Consider the following 25,722-nt stretch of genomic DNA (forward strand, 5'->3'; position numbering starts at 1 on the left):
TCCCTAAATCCTGAAGACTCAAACTACTGTAATTTTGTAAATTGACGACAGCTATCCGAGTCTATGAATTTTTTTTGGAAAAGTAGCAAACTCCCAGTATTAAATGTGACGATGCTCGGTCCGAGTGGAGTTGGCAAAACTAGCCTACTGGCAGCAATGTACGATCAATTTGATAAGGTTAGCTACGATTTACAGCTTAAAGCTGATGATGGCACTAAATCAGTTTTAGATTATCGCCTCGACGAACTCAAGAGTTTAGCCGGGGATAGTATTGTCATCAGAGATGAAAATAAGGTGGAACCAACGAAGGAAGATGGAGCCTTCAATTTTGAATTTGGAGAAACTGGAACCTATGCCGCGTTAGAAATCAAATTTCAGGATTATCCAGGAGAAGATTTAACAAACCCTAAAACAATTGAAAAAGTCAAAAATTTTGTTCGAGAATCAGCCGCCGTTTTGATTCCCATTGATACTCCTGCTTTAATGGAACAAGATGGGAAGTATCATGAGTACATTAATAAGCCGGATGTATTGAGCGAACTCTTTAAAACTGTTTATCAAAACTTGGATTCGCCTCGTTTGGTGATCTTAGCTCCGGTGAAGTGTGAAAAATATATGGAAAATCCTTCGGAGTTATTTAAAACAGTCAGAGAAAAGTATTCCCAAATCTTAGGTAAATTGGGCAGTGAAAAGCTATTACCAAAAATCGCTGTGGTCATCACACCCGTACAAACAGTTGGGAGTGTCATTTTTTCACGAATTGAAGAAAATGAAAATCAAGAACCAGTTTTCCACTATCGTAAACGTCAGCCAAATGACCCTTATCAACCTAGAGATACTGAAAAACCTCTCAAATATTTATTACGCTTTTTGCTAAAATTATATTTTGAAAATCGAAAAGCTTCTATATTTGCTAGAATTTTCGACTTTTTCGGCAAAAATGCATCTCTTAGAAATGCTGTTCAGTGTTTCTCAAAGCCGGGCAGTGAAGAGATTGTTCAAGGTTCAGTGTTTTTTAAATTGTGAAGGATTATATGATGAATATTTATCTTAAAAGTCGAGGAGTCTCAAAGGGCTATTGCTGGGTTAACCAGAAACAGGAAGAAGTGTACGATCTCCCCGAGATTACATCCGCTATTGCACGGGTGAATAGTGATGATTTTTCACTGCTTATTCATCGCTTTAAAGGAAAGCTATCTTTATTGGTGACAGGTTTAAAGTCAGAAAATCGTAGAGATAACCAGACTCGACCCATAAAAAATATGGTGTTGTGGGTTGGTGATGAATCTGAAGAAAACATTTTACGAAATTTGGCTATCCAAGCTCTCCGAGGCGATTTAGCCATTAAAGTTAATCGAGCTGTTTCTTCTACTAACAATGATGTTGGTTTTGAGGTTGACTTTCAGGAATTAGTCCCTCAAAAGCTGGTGGATAAACTGCCTCAAAAGCAATCCATGAGTCAGACTAACTTAATACCTAAAATCGGGAATCTGACGGAGCTAAAAAAGGATCTGATTCAGGAACTAGAAACTTACTCTTTACCAACTAAAAAACAGTTTTCATCTGATGTATTGGTGTTAGTTTCTGAAACCCTTTCTCAAGGGGTTCTTAAGGGTCGTCATCCCTGGAGAGGCTTGTCAGAAACCATTAGTCGTGATGAAGATTGGATTCCGGTCGCTAAAACTAAATCTCAATCGTTCAATATTTTTAAACCAATTAATGATTTCGTGTCATTTGTTTTACCAATGGACAGTAAAAAGTCAAAAAAAAATAATTCAGTCAATTTAATTATTTCATTGGTACTTGTAGTTTCTCTGGCTTTCAATTTCTTGGCTTTTCTGAATTATAATAAAAACAAAAGTTTAGCCAATGAAATCGAGAAAAAAGAATTAAAAATAGAAGAATTGAATCAAAAACTTAATGAATTACGTAGAGACATTACCCAGGAACAAGAAACTCTCGATTTTTATAAAGACTTTGAAAAAGAATTAATAGGAATATACAAAAATTTGCAAAATGAAGTAAATAATTTAGAAAAGAAATATCCCCAAATCCTTCAACAGTAGGGTGGGCAAAAGTTGGCTCACCCTCCCCGTAGCTAACACAGTTTTAAAATAAATTCACCGACATTGTTCGCGGTATCGTACCAATCGCCCTCAATCTGTTGGTCAGTTATCAAGTTGCCTACGTGAACGGCATAATATTCGTTACCGGGGGTTTTTTGAATGAAACGCACGATCGCCACATCATTTTCCGTGACAATTTCACCTTCAAAAATACTGGGATTGTCTAGTTGAAGATAGTGACCGGAAAAATAGTTTCCCGTTCCCGTCAGTAAGGAGTCTAATTGGAGGAAATAAGAGCGTCCCAAGCGTTGGATTTGCCAGATTTGATTTCTGGAAAAAATCGGACGTTGTTTTTTCCCAACCGTCGATCGCGCTGTCCCTTTAACCATCGATTCTGGTAAGGCGATCGGTTGGTCGGGAGTTGCGCTCCGGTTCGAGGGCTCGCTAGAGGCTCGGCGGCGGCGTCGTCTGGGGATTTCAGGAGAATCACTCATGATTTTTCTACAATCTAATAAAGGTTAAATGTTGGGTGTTAAGAAGGGAAAAGTTGTTATTTTTTGGGGAGTAGCGATCGCGCTAAACTGCGTTGAAGGAATGTTTTGAACGAGCAAGAGTTCGGGAGTATTTTGAGTGAAGCTAAATACCGCTAAACGGGCGCTGTCACCTTGTTTTAACGCGAGAAAGATCGTTTCGCCAACAACGGCGATCGCCCCCCTGGGTTCGAGATTTCCACTTAATTGAGCGATGTCAAGAAAAGCAGCTCGAACGGAAATTGTTGCGCCAGCTTCGATCCAAGAATCGGTACGGGACAGCCAGATCGTACCGTCAGTATGGGTTGTTAAAGCCCACGGACGATCGCCAGATGTGAGGGCAAATACCTCGATTCCTCGGGGATCGCCGCTCTCACGCCAGCGATCGCGATCTAACTCCGTCAGCTCGATCGCCCATTCTTCCTCGGAGGGGAGCAGGGGAAAGCCGAGAACATTGGTTCCAGAGTCGTATGGAGTGCGGTAGTTCTGCACGACAAACCAGCGATCGGCGTTGAAATCGAGCCATTGTGCGCTTAACTGCCGATCGGTGCCATCAATCCGATCGCGCGATCGCACTTTCAGGTTGGCCGGATCTCCCACGTCAATCCGAAAGATATATGCGGGTTCGACGACGTTATCGAGGAGGTAAGCCACGCCCTCACGAATCAAGATCTGCTGGGAATTTTGGCAATCTTGAGGGGAATGGAGATCGCCTGCGGGACTCCCTAAATCGAGCCAACCGACGGGATTGAGGCGATCGTCCACACAGAGTAAACCGCCATCGGTGGCGAGCAAAAGGGTCTCATCCTTGACGGCGACGGCACCGATCGCCTTAAAGTAAAAAGGCCATAACCGAGATAAAGTGCGATCGCCGAGCCATAAATAAGGGCGGCGGGGATCTTCTCGGTCGATGTGAGTCGGTTTCAAAGTAATGACAATTTGTCCGTCGAACTCGAAAACCTCACTTTCCGCGAAGTCGTCTCGCGATTCATCGGGAGGCAGTTCGGCTAACAGATCGACGGTTTTCGCAGTTTGATAAAACCCGGTGTCTCGATCGTAGTGTAAGTGGCTCAAATGCGGGCGACTGGGGGAGGCGGCGGGTTCCCAAACGTAGAGATCGGGGAGGGCTAGGGATCGAGAACCCTCGGCTGAAAGGGGGCGATCGCCACTGAGATCGAAAATCGGTCGGTTGAAGCGATCGCGCGGCGGGGAATCCGGTGGCGCTTGTTTAATCGGTTGTGCGATAAATAACTCGAAACTGCCGCGATCGCCCGCGCTGTCGTGCCATTTTCCTTGAAAAACTTTATCTGAAGTGAGTTTGCCCGCGTAGACCGCGCAGTAGTCGTTTCCGGCGCTGACTTCGAGACTGTGGATGAGGGTAACGCCGCGTCCCTGGAGAATTTGGCCGGAAAATCGCGATGGTGGCTCACGATCGCAGGAATAGGCGCTAAAATGGCTGCCCTCTTGGGTGAAGCGGAGGCAATCGCGGCGATCGCCCCGATCGAGCAACCAATCGGTTTCTACTTGAAAGAGTTCAGACATGGGCGATCGCTTTCGTCGTGACGGTTAAATTCTAACCCGAGTCTACCCCGTCCTCAATCTTGCGATCGTCCCGGGCGGCGATCGCTTCGAGGGGGCGGGCGATCGAGCAGTGAGGCTTAGTTTGACAGAAGATCGAAAATGTCCTCGAATCAAGCCAAAGGAAAACGTCGGATCGATGTGGATTGCGCGAAAGAGTTGACACCATCGAGGGATTGCTCGAAGCTAAAGGGTTGTTATCTACTGCCGAAATCGAATTCCCAGAGAGTGAGTCACTGACTTTACATTAACCTAGCGGTAGCAATATATCGCCCGCATTTTGCGAGCTTTAGAGGAGGAGAATTAAGCCGGGTCATGACATTAAAAGATTTTCAGGTTGGCGATCGCGATTTAACTGAAGCGCAATTGAATGCGTATCTGGAGGCGGAGGCGATCGCCGTCGATACGGAAACCATGGGATTGTTACCGCAGCGCGATCGTTTGTGTTTGGTGCAGTTGTGCGATCCGCACGATCGCGTCACGGTGGTTCGGATCGCCCGAGGGCAGACAGATGCACCCTTTTTAAAGCGGTTATTGGAAGCCGAAAATACGGTAAAAGTCTTTCACTACGCCCGTTTTGACGTGGCAGCACTTCGCTACCACCTGTCGATTGAGGTGCAACCCGTATTTTGTACTAAAATTGCCAGCAAGTTAGCTCGCACTTATACACCCCGTCATGGTTTAAAAGATGTGGTTCTCGAATTAGAACGGGTGGAACTGGACAAAAGCGCCCAAAGTTCCGATTGGGGGAATGCGGACAACCTTTCGGAAGCGCAACTGAGTTATGCGGCGAATGACGTGCGCTACTTGCTCTCTGTTCGGCAGAAGTTGATGAAAATGTTGCAGCGAGAGGAACGCTGGGAGTTGGCGCAGCAGTGTTTGAGTTGCATCCCGGTATTCGTGTCTTTAGATTTGCTGCAATACAAAGATCTGTTCGAGCATTAGGCGATCGCGCCGTTAAACGCAGCGCGCCGAAGACTCGATCGGAAATCCGAATGCTTTCCACGCCGCCACGCCGCCACGCAGTTCGGAGACTTTGCGATAGCCAGCCCGTCGCAATTCTCCGGCGGCGCGGGCGGTTTCTTCGTCGCTGGTGCCGTAGATGTAAATGTCGCGGGTCAATTCTAAAAAGCGCAGGGCGCGATCGAGGAGTTGAGCGCGGGGAATGGAGACGGCGCCGCAAATGTGAGCTTCGTTGAACTCGTCGCGATCGCGCACGTCTACGATTGTCAGCGCAGGTTCGCCCCAATCCAAGCGCGCTTTGAGGTCCGAGGCGAGCGATCGCGCTTTCAACGGGGGAACGACGGGAATTAAGCGACTGAGAGGGTTCATCGTTCAATTTTTCATATCACATCTCCCGCAATGTAGCAAGAATTTTTACAATTTGCAAACTTTTCTCATTAAACTGTTTTTCAATTCACGAATTGGGAGAAAAGAGGGAGCGGCGATCGGGTATTTTCGAGGGTCGGGCGGCGATCTTTAAAAAAGTGAATATAGCGTTTCTCAGATAGGTGAGGTAGATAGATAAGCATGGATCTACCAAAAAATATCGCATTTTTGCGAGAACCGCTATATTATTTCTAATGATTGACTCATCAGTACAAATCGATTAAGTATGACCTACTTCAGACAATCGCAATCCCCGTATATTTTTACAGGAAAATGTTTCGTGACCCTCGTTTTTTCTCGCGATCAGTTCGATAATTTGACCTGCCCAATTTCTTAAAAAACACTGACATAAATTCCCGTCATTTTGAGGGGTTGGCGATAGGGGAATAAAGCCTTTTTCTTGCCAGTGGCGGGCGGCAATATGGATGTTATCGACGCGCAGAGCCACGTGAGGGACGCTCCGATCGCCGTCCTCGGTTCGATCGCGATCGAGGCGATCGCCCGAGCAATGGGGGGCAATGAGAACGACAAGTCCACCGGAAGGCATCGATAAAGTCAGAAAATACATCGCCAGATCGTCGGGAAAATTATCCAATTCCGGGCAGAAATCATCGGGCCACTGTCCCGGCCCTTCGGCAATGCGGGCGCCTCGTTCGCGAAGACGATCGCCGAACCGCTTTAAGTGAGAAGCATCGGCAAACGACAGCACGAAATGATCCACCACCGCGCGATCGCCGTACAATTCAATCGTGAAGGGCGATCGGGCGAAATACTCCGGAGTCATGCACTCCCGTTTGTATCGCAATCGTCCCCCGACTTCTACAAAAGGCGAGCGATCGCTCACTTCTAAGTTGCGCTCGGACTGTTGAAAAAAAACCATGACGCTCAATCGTCCTACCTCTTTAAATGTTAACTTTTTTGAAGAGTTCGAGGGAACCCGTTACCTTGAAACTAGACCTTTCGACCCGGCAACCGTCATGACCACGCCAACCGCGATCGCCAATTCCACCACCCCGATGCCCCAACCGCCCCAGTTCGACAGCCTCGACGCCGAACGCCAACACCGCAAACAACGGCTAGCTGCGGCATTTCGCCTGTTTGCGAGCTTCGGTTTTGATGAAGGAGTCGCCGGACATATCACCACCCGAGATCCCGAATATCCAGACCATTTTTGGGTCAATCCCTTCGGAATGTACTTCGGTCACATCCGCGTTTCCGACTTATTATTAGTCAACCATCAAGGCGAAGTCGTCCGAGGAAACAAGCCCGTCAACGCCGCAGGTTTTGCGATTCACTCGCAAATTCATCAAGCCCGTCCCGAGATCGTCGCGGCGGCTCACGCCCACTCGATGTACGGTAAAACCTGGTCAACCCTCGGGCGACTCCTCGATCCCCTCACTCAGGATGCGTGCGCGTTTTATCAAGATCATGCCTTATTTGACGACTATACCGGAGTCGTTTTAGACCCCGGGGAAGGGGAAAGACTGGCTCGAACTTTGGGGTGTTGCAAAGCGGCGATCCTCCGAAATCACGGTTTACTTACCGTCGGTCACTCCGTCGATGAGGCGGCGTGGTGGTTGATCGCGATGGAACGCTGCTGTCAGTCACAACTACTCGCGGAAGCGGCGGGAACCCCGATCCCCATTGGCCCCGAAATTGCCCATTTGACTTATACCCAAGTGGGAATGCCTTATATGGGGTGGTTTGCTTTTCAGTCTCTTTACGAGAAAATAGTAGGCGAACAACCGGATCTACTCGAATAAATTGACGATTGACGATTGATGAGTGATTCTATTTCTTTTCCAGAAACGGACAAAACGATTGTCCGGCAAACTCAGTTAATTTTAAAGAGTTTTCGAGATAAATTGGGATATCCTTTACTCGAAATAGAAGGGTCGCCGGACGCGATCGCGCGATCGCTGTTTGACGCCCCTTTTGTGGTGGTTTCCCACGGAACTGAAACCGACCCAATTTTTAATTATGGTAACCGCCAAGGGTTGCAATTGTGGGAATTTAGCTGGGATGAGTTTACCCGGATGCCTTCGCGGCAATGCGTCGAACCCAGTGGTCTCGACGAGCGCTCGCAGTTGTTAAGCCAAGCCAATCAATGCGGTTATATTACCAATTATCGCGGAGTTCGGATTTCACGAACGGGGAAGCGCTTTATTATTTCGGATGTCATTCTCTGGAATCTCCACGATGAAACCGATCGCTATTGCGGACAAGCAGCGACCTTTCCCCATTGGACATTTATCGACGAAAACTGTAATGAGTAAACATCCAGAACCCGATCGCCAATGCCTAAATTTTTCAATCTAAACTCTACACTCTAAACTCTACAATTTCTAATGTCCTATCCACCTCCGATAAAAGCGTGCGATCGCCGAGATTCTTGGGCTTACGATACCGTCGCCCGACGCTTGAGCGAAATCTGTCTTAAAATTATTCTAGAAAACGAGTTTTCGCCGGAAATTGTCAGTAATTTGGAAAAATTAGCGGCAGAGATTCCTCAAGGCACTATTCGATATCTCCTCGATACGAACTCTAGAGATGCGACGGATTGGCACAACTATATTCAACCTTATCTCGGTCAAAGTTGGTTGGAGGTTCCCTGGTTTTTTGCCGAAACTTATTTTTACCGACGCATTATCGAGGCGATCGATTACTTTCGTTTACAAATCGATCCGTATTTATTACAAAAAAAGTTAGGATTGGAACGATCGCACAGTTCTATTCAGGTGTTGAGTCAAAAACTCAATCGTAGTCTCAAAGATGTCGATCGCGTGCAAACGATCGCCCTCATTCATGCCAGTTTGTGGGGCAATCGCGTCGATTTGAGTTTGTGGCCCGCCGAACATGGCGATCGCTCGATTAGCGAGTCGGAACAGGAGAAACACCGCATTTTAGCGGATGACAGCGATCGCACGGTAGATTTATTGCAAAAAAGGGGAGATCGCGTCGATTTTATTGTCGATAATGCTGGATTTGAGTTATTCTGCGATCTCTGTTTTGCCGATTTCTTGTTAACTTCCGGTCTCAGCCAGCAGGTTTTCATTCATGGGAAATCTCACCCCACATTTGTTTCCGATGCCATGGTAAAAGATGCGATCGATACGGTTAACTATTTAAAAAATCATAGCGATTTAGAGATAAAAATGGTGGGCGATCGCCTGCAAGGTCATCTCGATCGCGATCGCTTGTCTCTCCGGCATCATTTCTTCTGGACTTCGCCTCTGGCGTGGTGGGAAATGCCGTCAGATTTACGTAAAAATTTGGCTAATTCTAATTTAGTTATCGTTAAAGGCGATGCGAACTATCGGCGATTGTTGGGCGATCGTTATTGGTCGTTTACCACTCCTTTTTCCGAAATTATCGGTGATTTTCCAACCTCTATTTTAGCGTTGCGAACGATGAAAGCCGAACTCGCTTGTGGGTTGCAACCGGGACAAGCGGAATGGTTACAAAAAGAGGATCCGAAATGGATGACGAACGGACAACGGGGGGTCATTCAGCTTAGTGTGAAAGCATAGGAGAAAGATCGATGTTCGCCGATCGCTTTTGAAAGGTGGAGGCGATACATCCCCGTGTTGACGTTCCCAAAAATTGAGGAAGTCTGCGGGAGACGTACCGCGTCGGTTAGAAAGTGCTATTTTAGGGAAAATGGCAGCAGATCGAAGGCGATCGCGCTTTTTCTAGCGTTTTCCTTTTTGATTCGGGTTCATCTGCTTCCCGCGATTTCCCTGACCGCGATCGTATTGGCGATTCGTTCCGGGAGTCCCTTTGTTAGAGTTTTGTTGATTCGCACTATTATCGCGGGGATTAGTTTTACTCATTGGTTATTCACAAATCACTGTTTTTAAAGTGCGCCGCGACGTGCGACAATCCGGAAGGTTGGCAAAATTATTTCGATCGGCGGCGATCGCCTCTCATCCAATGGGTCTCAACGAGTCGCAAAAGGCTAAACTTTTGCTAAAAAGAGGTAAAAGGAGCGTTTTGCGGCTTCGATCTCTTGTCCTCGGGCGATCGCGCGATCGCCGACCTGTCCTCGGACTCGCCTGCAATGTTTTTCCTCAAAAAACTGCCTCGCTTTTCCCTGGCTTTGATGTTGCTGACCTATTTTAATTTGGGGTGGACCCTCTCAGACTCTCACTCGGAATGGTGGGTTTGGCTGGCGATCTCGGCGTTTATTTTATCGATCGCCGAAGCTTTGGCGGCGCCGTGGTCGTTAATTCGCACGTTCTTAGTCCGGTGGCTGCGATCGGATTTGCGCGCCTTCGTTACCGTGATGTCTGGGGCGTTTTTCTCCGTGGTCTTGCTGTCGTGGATTGAGGTGTCCTCCCAAGGGCTGATTTTGGTCGTCGCCGCCTGTATCGCCCGTCTCGACTTGCAAACAGGTTTGTTTCGTCCTTGGCAGGATTTTTTGATTTTAGCCTTTGTGGCCCTGGTGGGGTTGAGTTTGGGCGGTACGGTTCATTATTTGCTGTTAGACCGCTAAACAAGCTGGGGAAAGCAGGGTTTAAACAATAGTTTAAATATTGGACATCTGATTTTTTTGTGGTAGAATCATTAGCGTCTTTAAGCCACGTCAAGAAATATCGAGTTTTCCTTACAAACTCGCAGCCAGTAAAGGGTGTATTCTAACGGTAACAATGGGTAGGTGAGGCGCAACTCCATACACTTACCCGCGCCCGAAACACGAGGCGATCGCCAGATAATCGCGATAATCGAAGGAACTGGCACGGCGATCGCCGATCGCTTTTCGTCCTCGATCTTTTCTAAGAGCAGCCATCAAAGAATTGAGTGTCAATTAGACCGAGCCAGCAACAATTCCTGTTTTCAAGTGCCATCGATAGGGGATTTGTCAAGAAAAATTATTGACGGGAGATCGCCCTGCGGGTCTCGACCCCGTAACGGTCGCGATCGAGCGCCGCACGAATTCCGATGAAATTGAAGAATTTTTGGCGTCGATTTGCTAAAACAAAGACATCTCGTTTGATGGACTTGCTTGGAGAAGCTCCAAACCTTTCTCGATCTGCCATAAGCAACCGATCTTGGCTTAAACTTAGCTCAATCGATTAGTGCGGGAACTTAACCCAGATGTTTGCCAATAACCCTTATCTAAAAAATCACATTTCCGGCAATAACGCCCATATCAAACGCCTACTGGAAACGAAACAATGCCAGGGAGGCAATCTCAACGATGCGAACTTGGGACGCTTCAATTTAAGTAAAGCGGATTTGAGTGGGGCCAAGTTATTATTTGCCAACCTCAATCGTTCCAATCTCAGCCATGCCAATTTAAGCGGGGCTGACTTGAGTTTTGCCAATTTGGTAGCGGCAGATTTGAATAACGCCGACTTGAGCGGTTTAGATGCCAAAAGTATTAATTTATTTGAAGCCAAGCTGCAAAATGCCGATCTCAGTGGAGGCGATCTCAGTTATGCCAATTGCGTGAATGCCAATCTGTGCGAAGCGAACCTCAGTGGCGCCGAAATGCAAGGGGTGAACGCGATCGGCGCCCAGCTCAATCATGCCAATATGAGTGGCGTACATTTAGCCGGGGCGAATATCGGTCACGCACAATTAATCGGCGCCAACCTTTCCAATGCCGATTTAAGTGACTGTCGCCTGGTGGGGACGGATTTGAGCAATGCGTCTCTCAACGGGGCCGATTTGAGAAATGCGAATTTGTTCAATGCCAATTTAAGCGGGGCCAACCTGACCGGAGCCAATTTAGCCGGGGCCAATCTCGCTCATGCCAAACTGGATGGGGCGATCGGTCTGTACCGGGACAACCCGATGCCAATTCACTATCACGACCACCACGGGACTCACGCACACCAAGCAGGTTCGCCGTACATTACCTTTTCTCAAGCGGGGACTTATCCGGGAACTCCGGGGGGATTGGCGTTACCCCGTCCGGGAATGCCTTAAACCGATTCGCCCGTAGGGGCGATGGCAAATTGCCCCTACTCAATAGCGCACTTGAAAGCTGGCGAATCCTTCTGGCGGGCGAGATTCGACTTCGACGCGATCGACGATCGCCCCACCGGGTCCGCGTTCGCACCAACTTATCATCTGTTCGACTTGAGGGCGATCGCCCTCTACAACCGCTTCCACTTGACCACTTGGCAAGTTGCGAACCCAACCGACCACCCCGAGTTTCTCCGCTTGACGAACGGTAGAAAAGCGGTAACCGACGCCTTGGACGCGACCGGAAATGAGTAAGCGAGTGCAAATGGTTTCGGACATTAGGGATGTTAGAGTTTAGAGTTTAGATGGGTAATTTTAGATGGGTGAGTTTAGATTTTAGATTGAAGGAATGGGAAAGCTTCCGACTTCCCTGGGGCGGATCGATACCCGCCCTGGGCATTTTGGACGGTTGAGTTTTTACTTACGCCTCAGAGGGCAAATCAAACAACACCGTGGTCATATAATGATCCGCCCAATCGGGGCCAAAAGCTTTTTCGAGAACGCGACGGGTTTTGTCGTTTTGCTGTTGGTGGGTGCAGTAGTTATGCTGACCTTTGAGGATTTGCGCTTTTTTGTCTGGGGTGGGCGGCGTGGCGATCGCCACTTGGGCGTGAATTTCTAAAAAGCTTTTGACGCGATCGAGAAATTGCGTTTCTTCTTCCCGACCGTCGGGACGGATAAATAAACAATATTCGGAAAAAATATGACCCCATTGGGGTAAGTCGCGCACTTGCGAAAACTCGGCGGGAGTTAAAGCGGCGATCGCCTCGCGATAGGCGTCCGGTAACTGGGGATCGGCGATCGGAGATAAATCGGCGATCGCCGCGCTAATTTGCCCGCGTCCGCCCACTAAATCGGTGCCGAACATCGGTAAATCGTATTCGGGACGGGGAAACATCACGCAATGCAAAATATCGAGGCTGTTGCCGACTTTTGCCAGTTCTAAATGCAGTTTGCGAAACTCGCGGGTTTGATAGCATTTATTTTCAATGACTAGCTTCTCCCCTTCTAACCGACCTTCAACGTATCCCAAGTCTTCCGCTAAAGGATAGGGAGATAAATCTAAATATTCCTGCCACACGCCCTCGATCGTGTCGGCGAGTTGGCGAATCAAGTCGTGTTGTTCGAGTCGTAGTGATGGGGTAGAAGTGCTGGTCACGGTAGTTTTCCCTTTAAGTTGGATGCCCGGTGGCGGACCGATGGGGCGATCGCCCTTCCTCCATGACCGATTATAAAGGGCGGCGGGACGCGACCCAACATTCAACAACAAATCAACCAACACATAACAAATGGAGGCACCCAAGACGGGCGCCTCCGAGATCGATCCCTACATTACTTTCAACGATCGCTCACTCAAGCCCCGGTCAAGCTCAAAGACTCGAACGGCTGTATTCCTCCGAGGAAGACGACTCAGCCGATTTCGGACTCAAGGAAGCTTTACCATTTTTACTAAATGACTCTTCCCCGATCGGTTTGCGTGCTTCGATCGCCCGAATGGCGCGACTGACGCTTTCTGGGAGAATCACCACCAAGCTGCCAGAACTGGCCTCATCCAGAGCAATTTCGATCGCCTCCGACTCGTCGAGGATCGACTCGAAACGGGCCTCTCGGTTCGCCGATTCGATCCCGCGCACGATCAAATCCGCCGCATCGCCACGGGGACGTCCTCGGGTATCGTCATCTTCTTTGACGATAATGCGATCGAACATTTCCGCCGACAGACGGCCCAAGGTGACGAAATCTTCATCGCGGCGATCGCCCGGTCCGCCGACCACCCCGATCCGTTCTCCGGGCCAGTTGCGCACGAACCCCGCCAACGCTTCGTAACTCGCCGGATTGTGAGCGTAGTCTACCAGGGCGTGATAGCTGCCCAAATTAAACAAATTCATCCGTCCCGGGGTCTGACTCACCGACGCTTGGAACGTACCCAACCCAGCGCGAATCTGTTCGACTTCCACCCCGTGGGCGAACGCCGCCAGAGACGCCGCCAGGGCGTTGGCAATCATAAACGGCGCCCGAGCGCCCATGGTCAGGGGAACGTTCACCGCCTCCTCGATCCGCGTCGTCCAATCGCCCTCGCGAATTGACAGGTAGCCGTTTTCGTAGATCGCCGCCAATCCGCCTTTAGCGGTATGTTCGCGAATCACCTCACTGTCGGGATCCATCGAGAAGTAAGCGACCTTGCATTTAATCTTATTCGCCATTGCCGCCACCCGGGGATCGTCCGCATTGAGGATCGCGTAGCCTTTGGGGGCGACCGCTTCCACCAGTACGGCTTTGAGGTTGGCCATTTGTTCGATCGTATCGATATCGCCGATCCCGAGGTGGTCGGCGGCCACATTTAAGACCATACCCACATCGCAGCGCTCGAACGCCAAGCCGGAACGCAGGATCCCCCCTCGGGCCGTTTCTAAAACCGCAACTTCGACGGTGGGATCTTTGAGAATCAGTTCCGCACTTTGCGGTCCGGTGTTGTCCCCTTTCTCCACGAGGAAATCGCCGATATAAGTGCCGTCCGTCGTGGTGTAGCCGACGGTTTGCCCGGTCTGTTTGACGATATGGGCGAGCAGGCGCGTCGTGGTGGTTTTGCCGTTGGTTCCGGTCACCGCCAAGATCGGGACGCGGGTAGGGGCGTTATCCGGGAAGAGCATGTCGAACACCGGGGCGGCGACATTGCGCGGCAGGCCCCGGCTGGGACAGACGTGCATCCGGAAGCCCGGGGCGGCGTTGACTTCGACAATCACGCCATCGGTTTCGCGCAGGGGTCGGGAAATGTCTTCCGTTACCACATCGATGCCGCAAATGTCAAGGCCGATAATTTTGGCGACCCGTTGGGCGATCCAGAGATTTTCGGGATGGATTTCGTCGGTGCGATCGATCGCGATGCCCCCCGTACTGAGGTTGGCGGTCGATCGCAGGTAAAAGATTTCCCCTTCTTCGAGAATAGTTTCCAGGGTGTAGCCTTTGCGATCGAGTAGACTCCAGGTGGTACGGTCTACCTGCAGCCGGGTGAGGACGTTATCGTGACCTTCGCCGCGATTGGGGTCGCGATTGGTTTCGTCGATCAGTTCTTGAATGGTCGATCGCCCGTCCCCGACCACGTGCGCGGGGACTCGTTCTGCCACGGCGACCAGTTTACCGTTGACCACTAACACGCGGTGGTCGCGCCCTTTGTAGAAGCGCTCGACGATTACCGTGCGGGTTTTCGAGGCCGCACTCGCCGCGTCGTAAGCCGCTTCCGCATCTTTCCAGGAATCGATATCGATGGTGATCCCCCGTCCGTGGTTGCCGTCGAGAGGTTTGATCACGATCGGGTAGCCGCCGACCTCGTCGATCGCCCCTTGGAGTTCGTCGAGATAGTGAATCACCGTGCCTCGCGGAACCGGAATCCCGGAATCGAGCAAGATCTGCTTCGTCCCTTCCTTATCGCACGCCAGTTCGACCCCGAGGATGCTACTGCGATCGGTGAGGGTCGCTTGGATCCGTTTTTGATGCACTCCGTATCCCAACTGAATCATCGCCCGGGCGCTCAAGGGGAACCAGGGAATCCCCCGCGCTTCCGCCTCGTTGACCAGGGTTTCCGTACTCGGTCCGAGGGCAGCCTGAGCCCACAAATCTTTGAGGTCTTCGAGGTCTTGTTGAATTTCGCTTTCGGGATAATGTCCGGTATCGACGATACTGCGGCACAACCGCACCGCAGCCCGCGCCGCATACCGACCCGCCCGTTCGTCGCGGTATTCAAACACGACTTGGTAAACTCCCGGGGTGGACGTTTCGCGGGTACGACCGAAACCGACTTCCATGCCGACGAGTTCTTGTAGTTCGAGGGCGACATGTTCGACAATGTGGCCCATCATCGTCCCTTCGCGCACTCGGGTGAGGAAGCCCCCCCGACAACCTGGGGAGCAGTAGTGTTCGACCAAACTCGGCAGAACTTCCGTGAGACCGTCGTAAAAACCCGAAATCGTGTTCGACGGTTTCTCGGCTAAGTCCTCTAAATCGAGGCGCATGACAATGAGTTTGTGGCGTCGAATACTCCAGTAGTTGGGACCCCGTAATGTTTGAATTCTGAGTATTTTCATAACTCTCCCCGAGGGTGATGCGCTGTTGTTAGAAGCAATGGAGGGACTGTATCTAGTTTCTGAGTTGGAAAACGGGTCAGACTGTTCGCAGCGAACAATTCGTGCGGTTTACGTTCGGATTGGATGGCGATCGCCGCCGATCTTCGATGCTCGAACCGATGTCTCGAACTGGGGGGCGAGGCGATCGCGAAGGACACGAGCGTTCCGATCCGGGTAAAAAATTGACAACATTGACCTCGGTGGGATTTGAGACCGCGAACCTTGACATCACGAGGCTCAAATCCCCCGCGCGATCGCCTGGAGCGGACGGAGGATAGGAGCGGACGGGTGGAACCATGGGGCGGGTGGATGGGGCGTTAGGGGGTCGGTCGCGATTGGGGATGTACGATCGTGCGCTGGCGAAGGTCGTAGCGATCGCCGTGACAGAGAATGTGAACCCGCAGGTTGTAAAGACTGAGCGGATCGCTCGCCGCCACCTGCGATTCGTTGGTGTAGAACATATCGCCGGGATCGACGATATTCACCGTTCCTTTCCCCATCACTTGGAGGGTGCCGTCACTTTCAAACATCGCGCACGTATCTTCATCGATCCCCACCCCGAGGCGATCCGGGTGGCAGGCGATCGCCGAAAGCAGCCGCGCCATGCGATTGCGGTTGTGAAAATGCTGGTCCACAATCACATCCGGCAGAATTCCTAAGCCCGTCGCCATATCGACTAAGGAACGGTTGGGTGACTCGCCACTTCCCCCCCCGGCAATCATGTGATGGCCCATCACCGCCGCACCCGCACTGGTTCCCGCCAGGGTAATTTTGCCTTCGCGCACTTTCATCCGGATTTTTTCCATGAGCGGGGTGTCCGCCAACAGAGCGCATAAGCGCAATTGATCCCCCCCGGTCATGAATACCCCGGTGGACTCTTCTAGATACTCTTGCCATCGGGGATCTTCTCCCTGGGATCGTTCTCGGATATCGAGCAGCTCGATGGCTTTGGCGCCCATGTCCGCGAAGATCGTGCGGTAGCGATCGCCGATCGCCGACGGTTCGCGCGAGGCACAAGGGATGATGGCAATCCGCGCATCCACTCCCCCCGCACGACCGAAAAACGTGTGCAGGATCTCGCGGCCATGCACTTTGTCTTCTGCTCCGCCAATCACCATGACAGTATTTTTTAGCGGTTGGGGGATCTTCGGTTGAAGGGATTGTGATTCTAACTGCTGCATGGATGATATTGCTATAGGCCGTGAGTTTAATGAACTGCGACTCTTGTCCGCCCGGCAACCCGGCGTAGCGGTTCCGTCGATCGCTCGACCGCCCAGAGCCGTTTCGGCTGGGGCGATCGCCCCACAAGTGGGAGTCCGGTTGGGTTCCCGCGTTACGTAAATCTTCAGAGCGGGGTGCTGACACCGCCGTGCAAATTTTTAGTTCGATTCATTCGCTTCCCCCGTCCCGGTCTCCACCGACTTACTTTTGTACTGTCGAACCGCGCCCCGCCTTACAGTTTTGGATTGAAAAGGTTCGGTTTTTCTCGGCGGTGCTATTCATTCCAATAGCATCGGTTTCTATCGAGGTCTTTCGTACCTCTTGGGTGGCTCTCGTGCAGGTTTTTCGATTCGAGGAGTCTCAGTTTTTAACTCAACAAATTTCAAACCTCACAAGTCACTCCATTGGGGCTTAAAACCTCCGTTATCCTAACATAGAACAACGGCTCAATTCAGCGCGCTCCCTCCACCTCTCGGAGAACGGAACGCATTTGCGACAATGTTTTATCATGCCAGATTCTGGCAACGAATGTTACCTATTTCAGCAAATGTTGACCTAGTTGAGTCCCTCCGGCTGCTCCGCGATCGCCCCGCGGAGTCCGTCATGGTTTCTCCTCGATCCCCTCAATCCCCTCAATTCCTTCCTCTCCCACCGCGATTGCGCCGACCCCGGCGATCGCCTCGATCGAAAACCGACGATGCCCCCCTTCCCCGGCGATCGCCCCCTGAATATGTTAAATTTTCGTTACAGTTTTAGCCAAAATTGACCCAAACTCTCGTGCGTATTGATGTCATTACCCTCTTCCCAGAACTGTTCGCCGGACCGCTACACACTGGGTTGCTCGGTAAAGCCTTAGCCAAACAAATCGCCCACATCAACCTCGTCAACCCTCGGGATTTCACCACCGACAAGCATCGTAAAGTCGATGACGAACCCTATGGCGGCGGCGTCGGCATGGTCATGAAACCCGAACCCATTTTCGCCGCGATCGAGTCTTTACCCGTCTTACAACGGCGCGAAATTATCCTCATGACCCCCCAAGGTCAACCGATGACCCAAGGCTTATTTCGCCAACTAAGCGCCGATTACGACCAACTCGTTGTAATTTGCGGGCGCTACGAAGGCGTAGACGAACGAGTCATGCACCTGGTCACCCGAGAAGTCTCCTTAGGCGATTTCGTCCTCACCGGAGGTGAAATCCCCGCCCTGGCCCTCATCGATGGCGTCGTCCGCTTGCAACCGGGAACTGTCGGCAAACGCGAATCCGTCGCCGCCGACAGTTTCGAGGACGGCTTGCTCGACTATCCCCACTACACCCGTCCCGCCGAATTTCGCGGCCTCAAAGTTCCCGAAGTCCTGCTTTCCGGCAATCACGGCGCGATCGCGCACTGGCGCCGCCAACAACAAATCGAACGCACCCGCCAACGGCGCCCGGACTTACTCCAACAGTGGCAATTGAGTAGCGATTCCCATGACGAATCCCCTGAAATAGGCTAAGACAGAAGGTGAAGACCCCTGTCGGAATCGGCCATGCTAAAGCTCAACGCGATCGTCGCCACCTTACTCACCTTGGTTTTGGTCAACGAGCTCAAAATCGAACCCCATGCCGGAAAAAACATCACTCAGTGGGTTCAAAGTAACTCCCTCGTCCTCGCCCGTCGCAGCAGTGGCAGTTCTAGCCGTTCCCGCTCCTCCGGTTCCCGTTCCCGCAGCAGTGGCAGTTCGAGCCGTTCCCGCTCCTCCGGTTCCCGTTCCCGCAGCAGTGGCAGTTCGAGCCGTTCCCGCAGCACCAGCCCCAGCCGTAGCACCAGCCCCAGCCGCAGCACCAGCCCCAGCCGCAGCACCAGCCCCAGCCGCAGCACCAGCCCCAGCCGCAGCAACACCGGGGGACGAGTCCAAGGCGGCAGCTTCAACCGCACCAGTTCACCCAAACCCAGCGCCTCACCCAAACCCAGCCCCACCCCTCGCAGCCAACCGACCACCAGCCCCTCTACCACCACCAGCCCCAGCCGTAGCAACACCGGGGGACGAGTCCAAGGCGGCAGCTTCAACCGCACCCCTTCCCCTACAACCACTCCCACCCCCACTCCTACGTCCGTTCCCTCCAGTCCGACTTACCGCACTCCCCAACCGCGTTACAACGGCTCCTCATCGGGCAACGTTTATATCATCAACCCAGAAATCGAGTTTGAATCCGACGAACCCAACTACCAACAACCGTACTATCCCGCACCCGCTCCCACTCAACCCCCAGTTGATAACGTAGACTCCGGACTCAAATACAACCCCGAAGCCTCTCCGACCTCGATTCCCAATACCGTCCCCGCCAATTCCGGAACGGGTCAGTACAACCAAACCGCCCCCACTCCTAACCAATCCGGTAATTTAAATACCTCCACCAACGCCCCCAGAGCTTCCAGGGGATTTCCTTGGGGTTTCGTCCTCTTCTTACTGGTCTCGGGTGGCGTTTTAGGCGCGATTTGGTACATGATGAGCAAACGCGGTGCAGGAGCGGCCCCCGCCAACGAGCTAGACAATGATGTGGTGACCGTGAGTAAGTTACAAGTCGCCTTACTCGCCAGCGCCCGCCAGATTCAGCAACAACTCAACGAAACCAGTCTGAGTGCGGATCTGGAAACCCCCGAAGGACGGTGCGAATTTTTACAAGAAACCGCCTTGACCTTATTGCGTCATCCCGAATATTGGGTGCGCGCCCAAGCCGTTTCCGAAACAGTAGAGAATCGAGACAAAGCAGGGCAACGGTTCCAAGAATTATCGATTGAAGAACGCAGCAAATTTAGTGCCGAAACTTTCGCCAATGTCGGCGGACAAGTGAAGTATCGAGAAGCTTTACCCGACGCGGGAGATGAATTAGCCTGCTATATTGTGGTGACTTTACTGGTGGGAACGGAAGACGACCGACCGCTATTCGACCAAGTGTATTCCGATGAAGAACTCCAAGCGGCTTTACAACGGGCGGCGGCGATTACTCCGGAGTATTTGTTGGTTTTAGAGGTGTTGTGGAGTCCCCAGGAAGACACCGATGTTTTAACTGAGGAGCAATTGTTAACCCTTTATGGGGATATGGTTCAAATTTAGCAGAACCGCGAGGATTCTGGCGGTTTTGCTAAAATCTAAAATCTAAAGTCCACAGATACGGGTTTTCAAAGATAAATTGTTTGCCAAGACTCAGACTGTTTTATGGCTGGCTGCTGGATTGTGGTCGATCGCGATCGCGGGGCTGGCTTTTTTATGGAACTTAGGTAGTGTCAGCTTGATCGACGAAACCGAACCCTTATTCGCCGAAGCGGCACGCCAAATGACCGTCACTGGGGATTGGATTACTCCCTATTTCAACGGCGAAACGCGCTTTGACAAACCGCCTCTGATTTATTGGTTGATGGCGATCGCCTACCACGTTTTCGGCGTCAATGAATGGGCCGTCCGCTTGCCTTCGGCATTGTCCGCCATCTTTCTTACTTTGTTCTTATTTCTGACAGTCCGAACTTTCGGGATTTCTCACCCGTGGCAGCGACAAATACCGTCATCAAACTCGGTTTCTGCTGGGTTGGGGGCGGGACTGGCGGCGACTCTGTTCGCCTTGAATATACAAGTCATCGCCTGGGGACGGACCGGGGTCTCGGATATGTTACTGACCGCCTGCATGGATATCGGTTTGCTGGCGTTTTTTTGGGGCTACGCGACGGGAGATCCCGAGGAAAAATCGCCCATTTTGGGGGTGGATCTGCCGCAACTGTTGCGGAATCCTAACATTTGGTATTTTATTTTTTATCTGGCGATCGCCCTCGCCATCCTCGCCAAAGGTCCGGTCGGGATCGTGCTTCCGGCATTGATTATCGGTAGTTTTCTGCTGTACTTGGGGGAATTCACCACGGTAGTGCGCGAAATGAAGCTCGTTTGGGGATTGTTCCTCATCGGCGCGATCGCCATTCCCTGGTATGTCGCCGTCATTGTCGCGAACGGGCAAACTTATATCGATAGCTTTTTTGGCTATCACAACTTCGAGCGCTTCACCCAAGTGGTCAACCGTCACGGAGAACCGTGGTATTTTTATTTTGCCGTCGTCTTGCTCGGATTTGCGCCGTGGTCGAGTTATTTACCTTTGGGTTTGGCGCGATCGGGTTTTTGGAAACGGCAACGCTGGCAATCCCAACCGCGATCGCGGCAGTTGACTTTTTTTGCTTTCACTTGGTTTGCCGTTATCTTTATCTTCTTCACTATTGCCGCGACGAAATTACCCAGTTATGTCTTACCTTTAATACCTGCCGCCGCGATCTTAACCAGCTTATTTTGGAGTGAAGAGCTTGAAAATCCTTCGTTGAATGGAGAAGGTCGATCTGGGCGATCGCCCCGCCGCTTTTTCCATGTTTCCATCGGTTTAAATCTGCTGCTTTTACTGTTACTCGCTGCCGCCTTTTTCTGGAGTCGGCAACTCCTCGGACGCGATCCGTCGATGCCCGAATTTCGCGATTTATTACAATCGAGTGGCTTGGCGCTGAGGGCTGCGGCGATTTTAACTATTACTGCGGGGGCGATCGCCCTGAGTTGGTGGCAGGGGCGATCGCGCCCCATTCTCGCTATCAATTTGATGAGTTTTCTACTCTTTTTTACCGTCGCCGTCTATCCGATTTACATCTTATTCGACAGTCAACGACAAATCCCGGTACGCGAAATGGCCGATCGCATTGTCGAACTCAGACAAGCGGACGAAGAAGTGATTATGGTCGGTTTTGAAAAACCGAGTTTAGTGTTTTATACCCGTCAACCGATTACCTTTTTCCGACGATCGACGGATACGCGCGAATACGTCCAAGATCTCGCCCGAAAATCATCCACTCCGGAAACCCTAATGATTTTAGGCTATCCCAATAAAATCCGAGGGACGGGTTTGCGTCCGCCAGACTATCAAGTGTTAGCCGAAGCAGGCAATTATCGGTTAATTCGAGTGGAAAAACAGGAGTTTTTGGAATTTTAGTTTTATATGCGGGTAGCTGAAGACAATTCCTGTTCTGTCGCTCTGGGGAGATACCATCAAGAAAAAGTTGCTGAAAATCAGCGCAAGAAAACGATTGAACCAAAACAAGTGAAGCCTACCCTCCCTCGCATGGATGAATAGAAGGGAACCCTGAATAGTAATGTTAAACAACGGAGTGAGTCATGTTAATAACGAACTGTCAAATTCACCGATATCCCTCGTTTGTCAAACTGGGGTGACATCCTCTTAGAAAAAAGTCCTGAAGGTGTTACGGAAATTGAACTGGGGAGATGTCTGGGGAGATGTGATTAGCCAAAAGTCTACAAATTGGAGAATTCGACTCGAAAGATCTCCCAAAGTTGCTACTTGAGAAGGATTAAACGGCGGCAATCGAAATTTTTATCCCGAGAATAAATCTAAAATCTAAAATCTAAAATCTAATTTAAAAGGCGGCCTTGGGTTTAACATAAACCAAAGATAACCCCTAAAGAAAAACAACGATTGACAACTATGGAAACAGGCAATCTACCCGAGTCAGAAGCGATCGCGGGGGAAAGCTTACCGCGCATCAATCTCGCCACCATGTTTCGCTTGGGCTTATTTCAAATGGGCTTGGGCATTATGTCCGTGTTGACCCTCGGCGTGATCAACCGGATTGCCATTGACGAGCTCAAAGTCCCGGCCCTGATTGCCGCCGGGGCGATCGCCATGCACCAATTTGTCGCCCCGGCGCGGGTATGGTTCGGGCAAATGTCCGACGCCAAACCGATCGCCGGACTGCACCGAACGCCCTATGTTTGGGGGGGAAGCATCTTATTTACCGCCATGTCCTTCGTGGCGGTGCAAGTCGTCTGGCAATTGGGCCAGTCGATGGAACAAGCGGGGGGCTGGACCCCGGACAGTTACGGCTGGGCTGCGGTTTTCGGCTTAGTGTTTGGCGGTTACGGTTTGGCCCTCAGTGCCAGTTCTACGCCCTTTGCGGCGTTGTTAGTCGATATTTCTGACGAAGACAACCGTTCTAAATTAGTCGGCACGGTTTGGTCGATGTTGATGGTGGGGATTATTATCGGGGCGATCGTCAGCAGTGTGTTGCTCAAACAAATTGCCCTCGACACGCCCATCGAACAGTTACAAGCGTCGGTCAATCGTTTATTTTTAATTGTCCCGGCGATCGTCGTGTTTTTGACCTTTATCGCGACTGTCGGCGTGGAACAGAAATATTCTCGCTATTCCCAGCGCTCTAGCGTCGCCCATCGCGAAGATAAAATTACCCTGGGTCATGCCTTGCGGGTGTTGACCGCCAGCCGCCAGACGGGTATCTTTTTCTCGTTTCTGCTGGTGATGAGTATCAGCCTGTTCATGCAAGATGCAGTGATGGAACCTTACGGCGGTGAAGTTTTCGGGATGCCGATCGCCGAAACCACGAAACTCAATGCTTTTTTTGGCCTGGGCACCTTAATCGGGATTAGCTTGACAGGTTTTGCGATCGCGCCGCGTTTGGGCAAACAGCAAACGACCAAAATCGGCTGTATCGCGGTTTCCGGTTGCTTGGGATTGCTCGCCCTGGCGGGTTTTGTGGCCGAACCGTCGATGTTGATGGGGGCGTTGCTACTGTACGGCTTCGGGTCTGGGGTGATTACCACCGGGGCGATCAGTTTGATGCTCGATCTGACGGCGGCGGAAACGGCGGGAACCTTTATCGGGGCGTGGGGATTGGCCCAGGCGATCGCGCGCGGACTGGCAACGGTGACCGGGGGGGCGGTTTTGGATTTGGGTCGGGCGATCTTTCAGAGTCCGGTGTTGGCTTATAGTACAGTGTTTGCCGTTCAATACGTCGGCATGATCTCGGCAGTGGCCCTATTGCGGCGGGTCAATGCAGTGGAATTCCAAGCAAATGCCAAACAGGCGATCGCCGCCGTCATGGAAGGCGAACTCGACTGAATCGGAATTTCGGATAGTCCAAGAGATTTACGCGAGGTTTTCACGCGCCATGTTTTTGATAATCTGAACTCTAAAATTTAACCTCTAAAAAGTTGGATGCGTGATTTTTGGGATAGGGTTTTAAACTTTGCCGAGACGACGACGGGGAAAGTCGGTAACGATCTCATGGCGGATTTCGGTCAAGTTCAGCCGTCGGAAAAGGCGGATGGCAGCTTGGTAACGCAATCGGACAAATGGGCCGATCGCGAAATCCGCGAGGCCATTTCTGGCGTATTCCCGGACTTCGGCATTTTGAGCGAGGAAGGCGACACCTGTTTTAGCGGCGACGAATGGTGTTGGGTGGTCGATCCCCTCGACGGAACGACCAATTTCGCCCGCAGTATTCCGATTTGGGGCATTTCTTTGGGATTACTCTATCGCGGAACCCCCGTGTTCGGTTACGTGCGCCTCCCGCCTCTGGGACAGTCGTTTTACGGGTTTTGGTACGGCGACACCGGGTTAGACGGCCCGCAAGGGGCATTTCTCAACAATCGGGCGATCGCCACCAGTGCGGACGAACCGAGTGGCAACCACTTTTTCAGCTTTTGTTCGCGATCGATCCGCTTGTTTCACGAACCATTTCCCTGCAAAATTCGCCTGCTAGGAGTCGCCAGCTATAACTTTTTGATGGTCGCCAACGGGGTTACCCTCGGCGGGGTGGAAGCGACGCCGAAGATTTGGGATATTGCCGGAGTTTGGCCGATCGTCCGCGCCGCCGGAGGAACCTGGGTGGAATTGCAATCGACCCCGATCTTTCCCCTCAACCCCGGGGAAGATTACGGCGATCGCAACTTTCCGACCTTAGTGGTCGCTCACGGGGATTTAACCGGGGTATTTCGCCCCCTTGTTTCGGAATTAGTCACTTTTTGACCGATCGCCCGACTCGGTGGGGTCGCGATCCCAGACAAAATCGGCGATCGCCCGTCCTCCGGGATTGGGTAAGCTCTCCGGCGGGTCGAACACCAGCGATCGCTGTACGAAATCGCGGCGATCGCCCATCCGCCGGGCCACGCGATCGGGAATCCCGTAACCGTAGACCACGTGACCGCTTCCGGTCAACACCACCACTTGATAGTCTTCGTTATGTTTGAGGAATTCGGCGATCGTTTCCGCCATCGTTTCGTCCCACAACACTTGCACCAAGAAGAAGCGATCGAGATCTTCACTCGACCCGTGACCCGCTTGCGCGTGTTGCTCGTACACCCCGCGCAATAAGGCGCGGTATTCTTCATTATCGAGGTCGATCTGTTCCCGAGGCGGGATATACTGGCGATCGCCCTCGTCGAGGCTCTCCCAGCCTTCCCGCGCCAGTTTGCGCGTCACTTCACTCGGCACGTTTAAGGCGAGGGTCGGCAACTGTTGCGCTTTGGCAAACCGCAGGATCGGCGCGTAATTTTCCCACGGAAATCCCCATCGGCGCTCGTATTCGGTTTGTTCCACCAACTGCGCCTCATCCAATTCTCCCGCCAGATAGGCATCGATCGCCCCCTGATACGGTCGTTGGAACATTTCCATCGCGATCGCCACTTTGGGATTTTGAGCCTGTAACGCCTGGATAATGGCCAATTGCGCTCGATGGTCCGCTTCGCGATCGTGAGTTTCGCCTAAATAAATCACTCGTGCGTCGGCCCATTCCGCCGCCAATTGCCGCGCCCGCACCTCCGGCGATCTCACTTTCACCTCGGACGAGCGGTTCGCCACGGGTTCGGCGATCGCACGAGCGATCGGCCCCGCACTACAAACCAGCAGCACGCTCAACGAACAAGCACACAAAGCAGCAAGAGAATAAGATTTCATCATCTAGGCGATCGCACTTCTGTTTTTAATTCTTTTCCTATTTTAAGCCCCTCGCCATCAAAACTATCCCT

At 51.6% G+C, this 25,722-nt stretch carries 24 protein-coding genes; 14 read left to right on the forward strand and 10 right to left on the reverse strand.

Annotation, left to right across the window (positions count from 1 at the left end; translation table 11 throughout):
• The first annotated feature begins 63 nt into the window (after positions 1 to 63).
• Entirely contained in the window at positions 64 to 1,026 is a 963-nt protein-coding gene (locus JJD41_RS19020; RefSeq protein WP_200669054.1) for a TRAFAC clade GTPase domain-containing protein, read from the forward strand.
• 8 nt (positions 1,027 to 1,034) lie between these two features.
• On the forward strand, positions 1,035 to 2,066 hold the full coding sequence (locus JJD41_RS19025; protein WP_234488918.1) for a hypothetical protein: 1,032 nt from the start codon (positions 1,035 to 1,037) through the stop codon (positions 2,064 to 2,066).
• Positions 2,067 to 2,098: 32 nt separating this feature from the next.
• Here the strand turns inward: JJD41_RS19025 and JJD41_RS19030 are convergent, their stop codons facing one another.
• Complete coding sequence (locus tag JJD41_RS19030) at positions 2,099 to 2,560, reverse strand: hypothetical protein (protein ID WP_200669056.1); 462 nt, start codon at positions 2,558 to 2,560, stop codon at positions 2,099 to 2,101.
• A gap of 24 nt (positions 2,561 to 2,584) precedes the next feature.
• Positions 2,585 to 4,138, reverse strand: coding sequence for a hypothetical protein (locus tag JJD41_RS19035; RefSeq protein WP_200669057.1), 1,554 nt, complete (start codon positions 4,136 to 4,138; stop codon positions 2,585 to 2,587).
• A gap of 351 nt (positions 4,139 to 4,489) precedes the next feature.
• Here JJD41_RS19035 and JJD41_RS19040 point away from each other — a divergent pair, with 351 nt between their 5' ends.
• Positions 4,490 to 5,119: a ribonuclease H-like domain-containing protein gene (locus JJD41_RS19040; RefSeq protein WP_200669058.1), complete on the forward strand. Its 630-nt coding sequence runs from the start codon at positions 4,490 to 4,492 to the stop codon at positions 5,117 to 5,119.
• Between the two features lie 12 nt (positions 5,120 to 5,131).
• Here the strand turns inward: JJD41_RS19040 and JJD41_RS19045 are convergent, their stop codons facing one another.
• Positions 5,132 to 5,506, reverse strand: a complete 375-nt coding sequence (locus JJD41_RS19045) for a rhodanese-like domain-containing protein (protein ID WP_200669059.1) — start codon at positions 5,504 to 5,506, stop codon at positions 5,132 to 5,134.
• A gap of 277 nt (positions 5,507 to 5,783) precedes the next feature.
• Entirely contained in the window at positions 5,784 to 6,443 is a 660-nt protein-coding gene (locus JJD41_RS19050) for a VOC family protein (RefSeq protein WP_200669060.1), read from the reverse strand.
• Between the two features lie 97 nt (positions 6,444 to 6,540).
• Here JJD41_RS19050 and JJD41_RS19055 point away from each other — a divergent pair, with 97 nt between their 5' ends.
• From JJD41_RS19055 to JJD41_RS19065, 3 genes are all read left to right on the forward strand, one after another.
• Positions 6,541 to 7,326, forward strand: a complete 786-nt coding sequence (locus JJD41_RS19055) for a class II aldolase/adducin family protein (RefSeq protein WP_200669061.1) — start codon at positions 6,541 to 6,543, stop codon at positions 7,324 to 7,326.
• Between the two features lie 18 nt (positions 7,327 to 7,344).
• Entirely contained in the window at positions 7,345 to 7,839 is a 495-nt protein-coding gene (locus JJD41_RS19060; RefSeq protein WP_200669062.1) for an MEKHLA domain-containing protein, read from the forward strand.
• A gap of 72 nt (positions 7,840 to 7,911) precedes the next feature.
• Positions 7,912 to 9,093, forward strand: coding sequence for a damage-control phosphatase ARMT1 family protein (locus JJD41_RS19065; RefSeq protein WP_200669063.1), 1,182 nt, complete (start codon positions 7,912 to 7,914; stop codon positions 9,091 to 9,093).
• Between the two features lie 162 nt (positions 9,094 to 9,255).
• Here the strand turns inward: JJD41_RS19065 and JJD41_RS19070 are convergent, their stop codons facing one another.
• A complete protein-coding gene (locus JJD41_RS19070) occupies positions 9,256 to 9,396 on the reverse strand; it encodes a hypothetical protein (RefSeq protein ID WP_168568112.1) in 141 nt (46 codons plus the stop codon).
• A 176-nt stretch (positions 9,397 to 9,572) separates the two neighbouring features.
• Here JJD41_RS19070 and JJD41_RS19075 point away from each other — a divergent pair, with 176 nt between their 5' ends.
• Positions 9,573 to 10,058 carry a hypothetical protein gene (locus JJD41_RS19075; RefSeq protein ID WP_200669064.1) on the forward strand — a complete coding sequence of 162 codons (486 nt, stop codon included), beginning with the start codon at positions 9,573 to 9,575 and terminating at the stop codon, positions 10,056 to 10,058.
• Positions 10,059 to 10,693: 635 nt separating this feature from the next.
• The gene (locus JJD41_RS19080) at positions 10,694 to 11,497 is read left to right on the forward strand and encodes a pentapeptide repeat-containing protein (protein WP_200669267.1); all 804 of its coding nucleotides are present in this window, start codon (positions 10,694 to 10,696) and stop codon (positions 11,495 to 11,497) included.
• A 39-nt stretch (positions 11,498 to 11,536) separates the two neighbouring features.
• Here JJD41_RS19080 and JJD41_RS19085 read toward each other — a convergent pair whose 3' ends face one another.
• The 4 genes from JJD41_RS19085 to JJD41_RS19100 all read right to left on the reverse strand — a co-directional run bounded on the left by JJD41_RS19085 (position 11,537) and on the right by JJD41_RS19100 (position 16,838).
• Positions 11,537 to 11,815, reverse strand: a complete 279-nt coding sequence (locus JJD41_RS19085) for an acylphosphatase (RefSeq protein WP_200669065.1) — start codon at positions 11,813 to 11,815, stop codon at positions 11,537 to 11,539.
• 142 nt (positions 11,816 to 11,957) lie between these two features.
• The gene (locus tag JJD41_RS19090) at positions 11,958 to 12,695 is read right to left on the reverse strand and encodes a phycocyanobilin:ferredoxin oxidoreductase (protein WP_200669268.1); all 738 of its coding nucleotides are present in this window, start codon (positions 12,693 to 12,695) and stop codon (positions 11,958 to 11,960) included.
• Between the two features lie 211 nt (positions 12,696 to 12,906).
• Entirely contained in the window at positions 12,907 to 15,618 is a 2,712-nt protein-coding gene (cphA, locus tag JJD41_RS19095) for a cyanophycin synthetase (protein WP_200669066.1), read from the reverse strand.
• 356 nt (positions 15,619 to 15,974) lie between these two features.
• Positions 15,975 to 16,838, reverse strand: a complete 864-nt coding sequence (locus JJD41_RS19100) for a cyanophycinase (protein WP_200669067.1) — start codon at positions 16,836 to 16,838, stop codon at positions 15,975 to 15,977.
• A 599-nt stretch (positions 16,839 to 17,437) separates the two neighbouring features.
• Here JJD41_RS19100 and JJD41_RS19105 point away from each other — a divergent pair.
• The 6 genes from JJD41_RS19105 to JJD41_RS19130 all read left to right on the forward strand — a co-directional run bounded on the left by JJD41_RS19105 (position 17,438) and on the right by JJD41_RS19130 (position 24,724).
• Complete coding sequence (locus JJD41_RS19105; protein ID WP_200669068.1) at positions 17,438 to 17,644, forward strand: hypothetical protein; 207 nt, start codon at positions 17,438 to 17,440, stop codon at positions 17,642 to 17,644.
• Between the two features lie 11 nt (positions 17,645 to 17,655).
• On the forward strand, positions 17,656 to 18,375 hold the full coding sequence (gene trmD, locus JJD41_RS19110; protein ID WP_200669269.1) for a tRNA (guanosine(37)-N1)-methyltransferase TrmD: 720 nt from the start codon (positions 17,656 to 17,658) through the stop codon (positions 18,373 to 18,375).
• Positions 18,376 to 18,408: 33 nt separating this feature from the next.
• Positions 18,409 to 19,977 carry a DUF1517 domain-containing protein gene (locus JJD41_RS19115; RefSeq protein ID WP_200669069.1) on the forward strand — a complete coding sequence of 523 codons (1,569 nt, stop codon included), beginning with the start codon at positions 18,409 to 18,411 and terminating at the stop codon, positions 19,975 to 19,977.
• Between the two features lie 76 nt (positions 19,978 to 20,053).
• Positions 20,054 to 21,874 carry an ArnT family glycosyltransferase gene (locus tag JJD41_RS19120; RefSeq protein WP_234488921.1) on the forward strand — a complete coding sequence of 607 codons (1,821 nt, stop codon included), beginning with the start codon at positions 20,054 to 20,056 and terminating at the stop codon, positions 21,872 to 21,874.
• A 510-nt stretch (positions 21,875 to 22,384) separates the two neighbouring features.
• Positions 22,385 to 23,815: a BCD family MFS transporter gene (locus JJD41_RS19125; RefSeq protein ID WP_200669070.1), complete on the forward strand. Its 1,431-nt coding sequence runs from the start codon at positions 22,385 to 22,387 to the stop codon at positions 23,813 to 23,815.
• Positions 23,816 to 23,911: 96 nt separating this feature from the next.
• Complete coding sequence (locus JJD41_RS19130) at positions 23,912 to 24,724, forward strand: inositol monophosphatase family protein (protein WP_200669071.1); 813 nt, start codon at positions 23,912 to 23,914, stop codon at positions 24,722 to 24,724.
• Here the strand turns inward: JJD41_RS19130 and JJD41_RS19135 are convergent.
• A complete protein-coding gene (locus JJD41_RS19135) occupies positions 24,710 to 25,654 on the reverse strand; it encodes a ChaN family lipoprotein (RefSeq protein ID WP_370583884.1) in 945 nt (314 codons plus the stop codon). The genes JJD41_RS19130 and JJD41_RS19135 overlap by 15 nt on opposite strands.
• Positions 25,655 to 25,722: the final 68 nt, after the last annotated feature.

The organism is Oxynema mangrovii CENA135 (assembly GCF_016632315.1).
GTDB classification, from domain to species: Bacteria; Cyanobacteriota; Cyanobacteriia; order Cyanobacteriales; family Laspinemataceae; genus Oxynema; species Oxynema aestuarii.